We start from the raw sequence: 12441 nt of genomic DNA on the forward strand, positions 1-12441 counted from the left end.
GGGCTTGACCCTCACGCGACGTGAGGGCGCACGGTTGACCCATGACCGACACGACAGGGGTTCTCACGGTGCTCACGGTGGGCCAGGTGGCCGAGCAGTTCGGCGTGACGGTGCGGACGCTGCACCACTACGACGAGATCGGCCTGCTGTCCCCGAGCGAGCGCAGCGGCGCGGGCTACCGCCTCTACACCGAGGCGGACATCGTGCGGCTGCAGAACGTCGTCGTCTACCGGCGGCTGGGCTTCTCGCTGGAGGAGATCACCGCCCTGCTCGACGACGCCACGGGCGGCTCCCTCGCGGAGCACCTGCGGCGCCAGCGTGCCGCGGTCATGTCCCGGCTGGAGGAGATGAACGATCTCGTCACGGCCATCGACCGAGCACTGGAGAAGGAGATGAGCGGAGTGGACCTCACGAGGGAGGAGCAGCGCGAGCTGTTCGGTGACGGGTTCGGCGACGAGTACGCCGCCGAGGCGCAGGAGCGCTGGGGGGACACCGACGCGTGGCGTCAGTCCCGCGAGCGGTCCGCGCGCTACACCAAGGAGGACTGGGCGCGGATCAAGGAGGAGACCGACGCGGTCAACGCCGAGTTCGTGGCGGCGATGCAGGCGGGACTGCCGCCGACGAGCACCGAGGCGATGGACGCCGCCGAGCACGCCCGGCTGCAGATCCACGAGCGGTTCTACGACCTCACGCCCGAGTTCCACCGCTGCCTGGCGGACATGTACGTCGCCGACCCGCGCTTCACCAAGACCTACGAGGACGTCGCGCCGGGCCTGGCCCAGTACGTGCGCGACGCGATCCACGCCAACGCCGACCGCCAGGCCGACCGCGCCTGACGGCCCCGTAGAACGCAGAGAGCGGAGCCGCCCGGCCGGGCGGCTCCGCTCTCTGCGTCGTGGGACCGATCAGTCCAGGTAGTCGCGCAGCACCTGCGAGCGGCTCGGGTGGCGCAGCTTGGACATCGTCTTGCTCTCGATCTGGCGGATCCGCTCGCGGGTCACGCCGTAGACCTTGCCGATCTCGTCGAGGGTCTTCGGCTGGCCGTCGGTGAGGCCGAAGCGCATGGACACGACGCCGGCCTCGCGCTCGGAGAGCGTGTCGAGCACCTGGTGGAGCTGCTCCTGGAGAAGGGTGAAGCTCACCGCGTCCGCGGGGACGACCGCCTCGGAGTCCTCGATGAGGTCACCGAACTCGCTGTCGCCGTCCTCGCCGAGCGGGGTGTGCAGCGAGATGGGCTCGCGGCCGTACTTCTGGACCTCGACGACCTTCTCGGGCGTCATGTCCAGCTCCTTGGCCAGCTCCTCCGGGGTGGGCTCGCGGCCCAGGTCCTGGAGCATCTGGCGCTGGACGCGGGCCAGCTTGTTGATGACCTCGACCATGTGCACCGGGATGCGGATGGTGCGGGCCTGGTCGGCCATGGCGCGGGTGATGGCCTGGCGGATCCACCACGTGGCGTACGTGGAGAACTTGTAGCCCTTGGTGTAGTCGAACTTCTCGACCGCACGGATGAGCCCGAGGTTGCCCTCCTGGATGAGGTCGAGGAACAGCATGCCGCGGCCGGTGTAGCGCTTGGCCAGCGAGACGACGAGGCGCAGGTTGGCCTCGAGCAGGTGGTTCTTGGCCGCCTTGCCGTCGTTGGCGATCCACTGCAGCTCGCGCTTGAGCTTGGACTCGAGCTTGTCGCCCTCGTTCGCGAGCTTCTCCTCGGCGAACAGGCCGGCCTCGATCCGCTTGGCGAGCTCGACCTCCTGCTCGGCGTTGAGGAGGGCGACCTTGCCGATCTGCTTGAGGTAGTCCTTGACCGGGTCGGCGGTCGCGCCGGCGGTGACGACCTGCTGGACCGGGGCGTCGTCGTCGTCGGCGTCCGACACGACGAAGCCGGTCTCCTTGGGACCCGTGGTGGTCGCCGCGGCCTCGGTCTCGACCTCGACGCCCTCGACCTCGATGACCTCCTCGGACTCGACGTCCGGGACGGCCTTGAGCTCGGTCTTCTTGGCGGCGGTCTTGCTCGCGGCGGTCTTGCTCGCGGCGGTCTTGCTGGCGGCAGCCTTCTTCGCAGGGGTGCGCTTGGTCGCGGTGCTCGTGGTGGTCTCCTTCACGGTCTTCGCCGCCGCGCCCTTCGCGGGCGCCGTCCTCTTCGCGGCGGGCTCGGCCTTCGGCTTCGCGGCGGTCGACCGCGCGGGCCGGGTGCTCGTCTTGTCCTCGAGCGACGCCGTGCTGCGCGGACCCGTCGTGGCGTCTGCGGCGTGCGTCCGGCGGGGAGTGCTGTGGGCATGCGACGACACAGAAGGCCTTTCGGAGGGGATTGTGATGTCCGGCTCCTGGCCGGCGCGTGCTTACAATTATAACGCGGAAGGCCCGTTTCGGGAGGTCTCGCGTTCGCGCGCGCCCTTCAGCGACCTGACACCGATCTCAACGGCGCGGGCGCGCCGGTCATTCCCCTGGTCAGAACGGCGCGTCGTCCCCCGCGGCCGGGGACTTCACCGCGAGCACCGGGCACGGTGCGTCGAGGAGGATGCGCTGGGCGTTCGAGCCGAGGATGAGCTTGCCCACCGGGGACCGACGCCGAAGTCCGATGACGATGAGGTCGGCGACGGTCTCGACCGCCGTGTCGACGAGGTCGGCGGCGACGTCCTTACCGCGCCCGGGCTGCCGGACCTCGTAGGCGACGTCCGCCTCGTCGAGCCTGTCGCGCAGGCCGTCCAGCTCGACGTCGATGTCGGCATGCTCCTCCTGCCTCGCACGCCGCGACCTGACGACGACGACACGCGCGTCCCGCAGCCGAGCCTCGGCGACGCCGGCAGCGAGTGCCGCCTCCCCCTCGGGGGTGGCGAGGTAGCCCACGACGATCGTCATCAAGCACTCCATCCTCCGGTCGGCACCCGACCACCCGGTTCGGACAGGACGCTACCGGATCGGCGCCTCCGCGGCCGTACCGCCGCCGACGCTCGAGTGCACCCATCCCGGCGCCAGGCGCGCGTCGAGCGCGTCGACGACGAGCTCGGCGAGCCGGGTGCCCGGCCGAGCGCGCAGTGCCTGCTGGGCCAGGACGTCGGCGCGGGCACCGTCGGCCGACCACCACGCCATCCATGCGAGCAGGCCGAGGGCGAGGGCCGCGGACGAGCTCGGCACGCACGAGACGACCGCCCGCAGCACGGTTCCGGCCGCCTCCAGCCGGGCGGGCTCGGGCGGTGGCCCACCGGGGAGCATGGCGAGGTCGAGGGTGCGTGCCACGAGCCCTGGGCCCGGGACCTCGGGCGGTGCGGGCCGGATCACCGAGCACAGCACACCGTCGCGCACGGCATGGTCCTCGAGGCCGACGGCGAGCCGCCCGAGCTCCGGCGCGGGCAGCTGTGCCTCCTGCCGCGCGAGCACGAGCAGCCGGTGCCACCGCCTCCACTCGCCGGTGCGCCACGCGACCATCTCCTCCTGCCCGGCCGCCGGCACCGCGCCGGGGCGGCCGAAGGCGGCCCCGGGGTCCGCGGCTCCCCCGCCGCTGCGAGCGCGCACCGCGGCCAGGGTGCGCCGGGCCTCGCGCGCCGCCCGGCCCGCCGCGCGGCGCCGTGTCGAGTCCGTGCCCCGGGGGACCGCGAGCATGGCCCGGTCCGCCGCGACCGTGGCGCCGTGGAGGACCATCGTGGCGGCCACCGGGCTGTGCTCCAGCTCGGCGACGTCCCGCTCGGACGGTTCGCACTCCTCCCGCTCGCCCCAGCAGCCGTAGGTGCGGGCCCCGACCACCCACGGCCCGGGCGGGTCGGCCCAGTCGGTCAGCGCCCGCAGGTGGTCGAGCGCCCCGCGCACGACGGGGTCGGCCGCGAGACGGGAACGGGGCAGGTCGCTGTAGAGGACGACGAGGACGTCGCTCGAGCCGTCGGCCGCCATGAGCTCGTCGATGTCGCGCAGGAGGCGCGGGCCGACCACGGGGTGGGCGACGTCGGGGAGGTCGACGCGCGAGACGAGGCCGACGGGCATCCCGCGCCCGCGCAGCCCGAGCAGGACGACGGAGTCACGTGGCCGGAAGCCCAGTCGGTAGGGCAGGTGGGCGAGGAGGTCCTCGGGCCGGCTGATCCTGATCCGCAGGGGCGTGTCCATGCGGACATGGCACACCCGCGACCGGGTCGCCCGCGGCGCCCTCCCGTACGTCCGTGGACGGGCGCGGGCCGGGTCGCTCCTGGGGAGCAGCCTCGTCGTAGGGTGACCGTCATGGCAGCAGCACCTACCTCCGGCCTCGCCGCTCTCGTCACCGACCGGGTCCGGACCGCCCTGCGCGAGCACACGGTCCCCTTCCACGGCCTGGAGGGCATCGAGGAGCTCCTCTCGGCCGCCGAGGCGCTGCTCGGTGGCGGCAAGCGGCTGCGGGCGGCGTTCTGCGCCGCCGGATGGGGCGCCTACTCCCCCGCCCCGGTCGAGGCGGGCTCGGCCCCGGTGCTCGCCGGGAGCGCACTCGAGCTCTTCCAGGGCGCCGCCCTGGCCCATGACGACCTCATGGACGGCTCGCACACACGCCGCGGGCTCCCCGCCGTGCACCGCCGCATGGCCGCCGAGCACGCCGACCAGGGCTGGCTGGGCGACCCGGAACGGCACGGCGCGGCGGGCGCGATCCTCCTCGGGGACCTCCTGCTCTCCGTCTCCTCGGTCGAGATGGACCACGCGCGTCGCGACGTCGTGGCCCCGGCCACCGATCGGGCCCGGGCCATCTGGGACCTCATGACCACCGAGGTCGCCGTCGGGCAGTACCTCGACGTCCGCTCCCAGGTGCTGCCCTGGAGCGAGACGAGCGACGTCGAGCGCGCCCTCACCGTCGTCAAGCACAAGTCGGCCCGCTACAGCGTCGAGCACCCGCTCACGCTGGGGGCCGCGCTCGCCGGGGCGGACGACGACGACGTCGAGCGGCTGCGCCGCGCCGGCCTGCCGCTCGGGATCGCCTTCCAGCTGCGCGACGACGTCCTGGGCGTCTTCGGGGAGCCCGAGGTCACGGGCAAGCCGGCCGGTGACGACCTGCGCGAGGGCAAGCGCACCGTGCTCCTCGCCCTCGCCCTGCGCAACGCCGACGCCGCGCAGCGCGCCCGCCTCCAGGCCGACGTGGGCCGCGCGGACCTGACCACCGCGGACGTCGCCGACCTGCGCGACATCCTCGAGCGCACCGGGGCCGTCGAGGAGCACCAGGAGCTCATCGACGAGCACCTCGAGAAGGGCCTGTCGGCCCTCGCGGACCTCAGGCTGCCGACCGCCACCGAGGAGCTCCTCACCGGGCTGGCCCACTCGCTCACCGCCCGGTCCGCCTGACCCGGCGGTCCCCGGCGGGGCCGGGCGCCGCTAGACCGCGCGGGTCTGGGCGACGCGCCGGACCTCGTGGATCCGCTTGCTCCGCAGCGCCTCGATCGGCGTCGTGCCGAGCTCGGGCTGCTCGGTGAGCAGCCAGTCGACCGCCTCCTCGGGACCGAACCCGGTGTCCAGCAGCTGCATGAGCGTGCCGCGCAGGGACGGCACCGGACCGGGCTGGGCCGCGCCGTCGTCCGCGGTGAGGATGAAGGCGGCCGGGACGAGGAACGGACCGTCCTCCCGCCCACGCCGGGATCCCGCGAGGGTGTGGTCGCGAAGCAGCGACCTGACGTCGCGCAGCCGGACGTCGAGGAGCTCAGCCACCTCGGGCAGGGAGTACCAACGCATGCCTGTGGAGTCGTCGATCGTCATCCCGGCAGCCTACTGACCCCTCCTGGGTGCCCACGAACCCCGCACTTTACGCATGCGACGAATGAGCGCTAGTGTCACACCAGTCACAGCATTAACACCAGTCACTATGGTTTCCGGGGGCGACACGCCGCCGGGCCGTGCGCGGAGGACATCGATGAAGGCTCACACCCGCACCCGAGCGCCCCGCTCCGTCGGTCGCACCGGCGTCAGCCTCGCGCTCGCGGCGACCACGATCGCGGCGATGACGGTCCCGGCGGGGGCCGCAGGGCTCTCGCACCCGACCCAGACCGTCGGGGCCACGGCCCTCGCCACGGTCCCGACGGCACCCCAGCGCGTCGCCGCCACCTACCAGGTGCGGCCGGGTGACACCGTGGGCGCCATCGCGCTGCGGACCGGCACGACCGTCTCGGCGATCGTCGCGGCGAACAACCTGCGCTCCGACGCCCTCATCAAGATCGGCCAGATCCTGCGACTGCCCTCCGGCGCCCAGGCCGCGGCCCCGACGCGCACCCCCGCCTCTGCAGCAACGACGCACACCGTCGCGGCGGGCGACACCGTCTCCGGCCTCGCCAAGCGCTACGGCACGACCGTCGAGGCGATCGTCTCGGCGAACCGTCTGGACCACCGGGCCCTCATCATCATCGGCCAGCGGCTCACGGTCCCGGGCGCCGCCGTCGTGCCCGCGACCCCGGCCCCCGCGGCCCCCGCGAGCACGACGACGGCTCACACGCACGTCGTCCAGGCGGGCGACACCGTCTCGGGCCTGGCCAAGCGCTACGGCACCACCGTGTCCCGCATCGTCTCGGCCAACGGCCTGAGCAACGCCGGACTCATCTACGTCGGCCAGCGGCTCACGGTCTCGGGCAGCGGGGCGGCGCCCGCGGCTCCCGCCCCGACCACCACCCAGGTGAGCAACCCGGTGAGCAGCACGCCGGCGAGCAGCGCGGCGGGCACCCACGTCGTGCGCTCCGGGGAGACCGTCTCGGGCATCGCCCAGCGCTACGGCACCACCGTCGCGGCGATCATCTCGGCCAACCGGCTCGGCAACGCCGGCCTCATCCAGATCGGCCAGCGGCTCACCATCCCGGGCGCCTCCGCCTCCGGTGGCGGATCGAGCCAGCAGCTCGTCGGGGACACCTTCCTCGGACGCACCTACGCGAGCAACGTCGTCTCCGCCGCGAACACGAACAAGGCGACGCTCCTGTCGATGTCGGTCCCCTCCCGGGACCAGATGCGCGCCATGGTGCGTGAGACGGCCGTGCGCATGGGCGTCGACCCCGCCCTCGCCCTCGCCATCGCCCAGCAGGAGTCCGGCTTCGACGCCCGTGCGGTCTCCCCCGCCAACGCCGTCGGCGTCATGCAGGTCATCCCGAGCTCGGGCGAGTGGGCCTCGACCCTCGTGGGCCGCCGCCTCAACCTCCTCGACCCGCAGGACAACGTCACCGCGGGCGTCGCGATCCTGCGCCAGCTCGTGCGGGCGGCCGACAACCTCGACCAGGCGGTCGCGGGCTACTACCAGGGCCTCGCCGGGGTGAAGCGCAACGGCATGTACCCGGACACCCGGAACTACGTCGCCGGCATCCGCACCCTCATGCGCCAGTTCTGAGCCCACCCGGCTGTCAGCCAGAACTCCGCTCTCGCGCAGAAGTCGGCTCTCGCGCAGAAGTCGGCTCTCGCGCAAAAGTCGGCTCTCGCGCAAAAGTCGGCTCTCGGCGTGAGGTGCCCGTCCCCTTCACGCCGACAGCGGAGTTCTGCGTGACGGCGGAGTTCTGCGTGACAGCGGAGTTCTGCGTGACAGCGGAGTTCTGCGTGACAGCGGAGTTCTGCGTGACAGCGGAGTTCTGCGTGACAGCGGGGTTCTGCGCGTCGGCGGACCTGGTCGCGAGAGCGGGGTTGCGTGTCGGCACAGCGGCTCCCGTCCAGAGGGGTCTCGCGTGAGCAGTGAGGGGCCTCGCAGGCGGCGCACCGGCGGACCTGTGCGGCTCGGCCGCCGCGCGACCATAGACTCACGTCCGTGCAAGGCACCGTGAGCGACCCCCTGATCGGCCGTCTCGTCGACGGCCGCTACGAGGTGCACGCGCGCGTCGCGCGCGGCGGCATGGCCACCGTCTACCGGGCGCTGGACCGGCGTCTGGACCGGACCGTCGCGCTCAAGGTCATGCACCCGCACCTCGCGGACAGCGCCGACTTCGTCGCGCGCTTCCGCCGCGAGGCACGTTCCGCCGCCCGGCTCAACCACCCGGGCATCGTCGCGATCTACGACCAGGGCCACGCCGACGACGCGACCTACCTCGCGATGGAGCTCGTCGAGGGGCACAACCTGCGCGCCGAGCTCCGCCGCCACGGCGCCCTGCCGCTCGGGCGCGCCCTCGAGGTCGCCGACGGTGTCCTCGACGCCCTCGCCTGCGCGCACCGCGCCGGGGTCGTCCACCGCGACGTCAAGCCCGAGAACATCCTCCTCGAGGCCGACGGGCGCACCAAGGTCACCGACTTCGGCCTCGCCCGCGCCGTCACCGAGGTGACGGCCGCCTCGACGGGCACCGTCCTCGGGACGGTCGCCTACCTCGCCCCGGAGATCGTCACGTCCGGCACCGCCGACGCGCGGGCCGACGTCTACGCCCTCGGCGTCGTCCTGTTCGAGCTCGTCACCGGCTCCCAGCCGTTCGTCGCCGACCAGCCCATCCGCGTCGCGTTCCAGCACGTCAACGACGGCGTCCCGCTGCCCTCGACCCGGGTGCCGTGGCTGCCCGCCGAGGTCGACGAGCTCGTCGCCGCGCTCACCGCCCGCGACGCCGCCGACCGCCCGGCCGACGCCGACGCCGCCCTCACCCTCCTGCGCCGCACCCGCGACGTGCTCGACGAGGCCACCCTCGCCCGCCGCGCCGACGTCCCCCCGGCCACGGAGGAGGACGGCGAGCCCGCCGACTCCTCCTCCACCGACGTCACCGCGCTCGCCGCGGGCACCGTCGCCCTCCCCATCGGCGCGATCCCCCCGGAGGTCGCCGAGCCCGAGGCGCACCCGGGTGGTCCGGCCCGCAGACGGCGCCGGCGTCGCGGCTTCGCCTTCCTCATGCTCCTGCTCGTCCTCGGCGTCGCCGGCGGCGGGTCGTGGTGGTGGTTCACCGCGGGCCCGGGCGCCTACGTCACCGTGCCCGAGGTCGTCGGCCTCAGTGAGGACGAGGCGGTCGGCGTGCTCACCGAGGCGGGCATCGCCCTGGAGGTCGAGCGCGAGAACCACGACACGGCCCCGCAGAGCGAGGTGTTCGCGGCCGAACCCGCTCCCGGGGACCAGGTCCACAAGGACGGCACCGTCCTCCTGCGGGTCTCGGAGGGCATCCTCATGGTCCCCGTGCCGGCCGTCGTCGGACTGGAGCAGGCACAGGCCGAGCAGGCGCTCGCCGACGCGCAGCTCACCCTCGGCCAGGTCGAGACGCCGTGGAACGACGAGGTGCCGGCCGGGCAGGTGATGGCCGCGAACCCGGCGCCCGAGGAGGTCATCCCGTACAACCAGCCGGTCGACCTCGTCGTGTCGGCCGGGCGGGAGCCCGTCGAGCTCGTCTCCGTCGTCGGCGCCGACTCCGACACCGCGGTCGCCGACCTCGACAACGCCGGCCTCGGTGCCGTCGTCGAGGAGGCCTACGACGCGAGCGTCCCCGCGGGCCGCGTCATCTCCCAGACCCCGTCCCCGGGCGACGGCGTCCAGCTCTACCGCGGCGACGACGTCACCATCACCGTGTCCCTCGGTCCGCAGCCGGTCGCGCTGCCCGACCTCGTGGGGCGCCAGCTCGGCGCGGCCACCGCGGAGCTCGAGCGGGCCGGTTTCGTCGTCGAGGTGGAGCGGGTGCTCGGCGGCATCTTCGGCACGGTCCGCAGCATGTCCCCCGCCGCCGGCGAGCTGGCCGTGCCCGGGTCGACCGTCACCCTCACCGTCGTCTGACCCCTGTCGCGGACCGGGACGTTGGTCCCGGCCCGTCCCATTTGACCACTACATGTTGTGGTCGGAGCCGCGACACGCCCCTACTGATTGTGTTTCGAGGTCTCTGCCAGCCCTAGCGTCGTCGGTGCGCACCACTTACCGGACCAGGGAGGACCCATGTCAGAGGCCCGCACACCGCGAGTTTCCGTCGACCCCGTCACCACCATCGAGGAGTACCTCGACCGAAGCGACTGGCGGGTCAACGCCAACGCGAACCAGGGCTACTCGCTGGGCGGCATGATGCTCAACACGACCGGCAAGGTCGTGGCCAACTACTGGCTGAGCACCGTGTACGCACCGGAGGCGGGCACCGCCCACCGCGAGGGCGACATCCACATCCACGACCTCGACATGTTCGCCGGCTACTGCGCCGGCTGGTCGCTGCGCCGGCTGCTCGAGGAGGGCTTCAACGGGGTGCCCGGGGCGATCAGCGCCGGCCCCGCCAAGCACTTCTCCTCCGCCGTCGGGCAGATCGTCAACTTCCTCGGCACCCTGCAGAACGAGTGGGCCGGCGCCCAGGCGTTCAGCTCCTTCGACACCTACATGGCCCCCTTCGTGCGCCTGGACGAGATGTCCTACCGCGAGGTCAAGCAGTGCATGCAGGAGCTCATCTACAACCTCAACGTCCCCTCCCGCTGGGGTACGCAGACCCCGTTCACCAACCTCACCTTCGACTGGACCTGCCCGGAGGACCTGCGCGAGCAGGTGCCGCTCATCGGCGGCGAGCCGTGCGACTTCGCCTACGGGGACCTCCAGGCGGAGATGGACATGGTCAACCGCGCGTACATGGAGGTGATGACGGAGGGCGACGCCAACGGACGCGTCTTCACCTTCCCCATCCCCACGTACAACATCACCAAGGACTTCGACTGGGAGGCGGAGAACACCGAGCGCCTCTTCGCGATGACGGCGAAGTACGGGCTCCCCTACTTCCAGAACTTCGTCAACTCCGACCTCGACCCGGGCATGATCCGCTCGATGTGCTGCCGCCTGCAGCTCGACCTGCGCGAGCTCCTCAAGCGCGGCAACGGCCTGTTCGGCTCCGCGGAGCAGACCGGCTCCCTGGGCGTCGTCACGGTCAACATGGCCCGCCTCGGCTACCTCCACGCGCTCGACGAGGACGGCCTCGTGCGCCGGCTGGACGAGCTCATGGACATCGCCCGGGACACCCTGGAGCTCAAGCGGGTCGTCATCCAGGAGCACATCGACGGCGGCCTGTTCCCCTTCACCAAGCGCTACCTCGGCACCCTGGACAACCACTTCTCGACCATCGGCGTCAACGGGATGAACGAGATGGTGCGCAACTTCAGCCTCGGGGAGTACGACATCACCGACCCCCGCGGCCACGCCCTGTGCGCCCGCATCCTCGACCACGTCCGCGACCGGATGGTGGAGTACCAGGAGGCCACCGGCCACCTGTACAACCTCGAGGCCACCCCCGCCGAGGGCACGACGTACCGCTTCGCCAAGGAGGACCGCAAGCGGTTCCCCGGCATCATCCAGGCGGGCACCGACACCAACCCGTACTACACGAACTCCTCCCAGCTCCCCGTCGGCTTCACCGACGACCCGTTCGAGGCCCTGGAGCGCCAGGAGGAGCTGCAGTCGAAGTACACCGGCGGCACGGTGCTCCACCTGTACATGAACGAGCGAGTCTCCTCCCCCGAGGCGTGCAAGCAGCTCGTGCGGCGCGCGCTGGAGAACTTCCGCCTGCCCTACGTGACGATCACCCCGACCTTCTCCATCTGCCCGAACCACGGCTACCTCTCCGGTGAGCACTTCACCTGCCCGCAGTGCGCCGAGGAGCGCTCCGAGGAGGTCGCGTGCGAGGTGTGGACCCGGGTCATGGGCTACTTCCGGCCGGTGAGCTCGTTCAACATCGGCAAGAAGGGCGAGTACGCCGAGCGGGAGATGTTCACCGAGAGCGCCGCCGCGTCCTCCCCCACCGCCGAGCGCCTCGCCGGGCAGCCGGCATGACGTCCGTCGCGGCGGCCGCCCCGGCCAGGGCCACCGTCTCGGCCACCGACCTCCAGGTGGCGGGGATGACCCCGCTGTCCACGGTCGACTGGCCAGGGCGGCTCGTCGCGACGGTGTTCTGCCAGGGCTGTCCCTGGGACTGCTCCTACTGCCACAACCCGGGCCTCATCCCGCCACGTACCCCCGGGCAGCTCGCGTGGGACGACGTCCTCGCCTTCCTCCACCGGCGTCGGCGCCTGCTCGACGGCGTCGTCTTCTCCGGCGGTGAGGCGACGCGGCAGGCCGCGCTCCTGCCCGCCGTGCGCGCCGTGCGCGAGCTCGGCTTCGCCGTCGGGCTCCACACGGCCGGCCCCTACCCCCGCCGGCTCGCGGCCGTGCTCGAGGACGTCGACTGGGTCGGCCTGGACGTCAAGGCGCTGCCCGAGGACTACGACGACGTCGTGGGCCGGCCCGGCGCCTCCCACCTCGCCTGGGACTGCCTCGACGTCCTCGTCGCCTCGGGCGTCGCCCACGAGGTGCGAACGACGATCGCCCCCGGCTCCCCCGCGGCGCGCCACGCCGTCGAGATCGCCCGGCGGGTGCGCGACGCGGGGGCGCAGTCCTTCGCCCTCCAGGTCGCCCGCACCACGGGGACCCGCGCGGAGTTCACCGCCTCCCACGACGCCGCCGACCGCGCCGCCTGGCGCGAGGAGGTCGCCCGGCTCGACGCGCAGATCCGCGCGCTCGGCCTGCCCGACTACACCCTGCGGGAGGCCTGAGCACGGCGCGGGATGTTCTGGTCGAGGGCGGCCGGC

At 72.7% G+C, this 12441-nt stretch carries 10 protein-coding genes; 6 read left to right on the forward strand and 4 right to left on the reverse strand.

Translation table 11 applies throughout. The features are described from left to right. Positions 1-41: 41 nt before the first annotated feature. Positions 42-836: a MerR family transcriptional regulator gene (locus tag FE251_RS08755; RefSeq protein ID WP_139948511.1), complete on the forward strand. Its 795-nt coding sequence runs from the start codon at positions 42-44 to the stop codon at positions 834-836. Between the two features lie 69 nt (positions 837-905). Here the strand turns inward: FE251_RS08755 and FE251_RS08760 are convergent, their stop codons facing one another. The 3 genes from FE251_RS08760 to FE251_RS08770 all read right to left on the reverse strand — a co-directional run bounded on the left by FE251_RS08760 (position 906) and on the right by FE251_RS08770 (position 4092). After that, positions 906-2312 carry an RNA polymerase sigma factor gene (locus FE251_RS08760; protein WP_139948512.1) on the reverse strand — a complete coding sequence of 469 codons (1407 nt, stop codon included), beginning with the start codon at positions 2310-2312 and terminating at the stop codon, positions 906-908. A 133-nt stretch (positions 2313-2445) separates the two neighbouring features. Then, positions 2446-2856 (reverse strand): universal stress protein, encoded by a 411-nt coding sequence (locus FE251_RS08765; protein WP_139071557.1) that lies wholly within the window; start codon positions 2854-2856, stop codon positions 2446-2448. 51 nt (positions 2857-2907) lie between these two features. Further along, a complete protein-coding gene (locus FE251_RS08770; RefSeq protein WP_139948513.1) occupies positions 2908-4092 on the reverse strand; it encodes a DUF4192 domain-containing protein in 1185 nt (394 codons plus the stop codon). A 111-nt stretch (positions 4093-4203) separates the two neighbouring features. Between FE251_RS08770 and FE251_RS08775 the strand changes: the two genes are divergently transcribed. Beyond that, the gene (locus FE251_RS08775) at positions 4204-5286 is read left to right on the forward strand and encodes a polyprenyl synthetase family protein (RefSeq protein ID WP_139948514.1); all 1083 of its coding nucleotides are present in this window, start codon (positions 4204-4206) and stop codon (positions 5284-5286) included. Positions 5287-5316: 30 nt separating this feature from the next. Here the strand turns inward: FE251_RS08775 and FE251_RS08780 are convergent, their stop codons facing one another. Next, the gene (locus FE251_RS08780; protein WP_139071554.1) at positions 5317-5694 is read right to left on the reverse strand and encodes an Rv2175c family DNA-binding protein; all 378 of its coding nucleotides are present in this window, start codon (positions 5692-5694) and stop codon (positions 5317-5319) included. A gap of 154 nt (positions 5695-5848) precedes the next feature. Here FE251_RS08780 and FE251_RS08785 point away from each other — a divergent pair, with 154 nt between their 5' ends. The 4 genes from FE251_RS08785 (at position 5849) to FE251_RS08800 (ending at position 12405) form a co-directional block, all read left to right on the forward strand. Then, positions 5849-7300, forward strand: coding sequence for a lytic transglycosylase domain-containing protein (locus tag FE251_RS08785; protein WP_139948515.1), 1452 nt, complete (start codon positions 5849-5851; stop codon positions 7298-7300). A 420-nt stretch (positions 7301-7720) separates the two neighbouring features. Further along, on the forward strand, positions 7721-9631 hold the full coding sequence (gene pknB, locus FE251_RS08790) for a Stk1 family PASTA domain-containing Ser/Thr kinase (protein WP_230976374.1): 1911 nt from the start codon (positions 7721-7723) through the stop codon (positions 9629-9631). 156 nt (positions 9632-9787) lie between these two features. Beyond that, on the forward strand, positions 9788-11647 hold the full coding sequence (locus FE251_RS08795) for a ribonucleoside triphosphate reductase (protein WP_139948517.1): 1860 nt from the start codon (positions 9788-9790) through the stop codon (positions 11645-11647). Then, positions 11644-12405: an anaerobic ribonucleoside-triphosphate reductase activating protein gene (locus tag FE251_RS08800; RefSeq protein WP_139071551.1), complete on the forward strand. Its 762-nt coding sequence runs from the start codon at positions 11644-11646 to the stop codon at positions 12403-12405. Before FE251_RS08795 ends, FE251_RS08800 begins: the two co-directional genes overlap by 4 nt. Positions 12406-12441: the final 36 nt, after the last annotated feature.

Origin of the sequence: Georgenia wutianyii (genome assembly GCF_006349365.1) — a bacterium.
Lineage (GTDB): Bacteria > Actinomycetota > Actinomycetes > Actinomycetales > Actinomycetaceae > Oceanitalea > Oceanitalea wutianyii.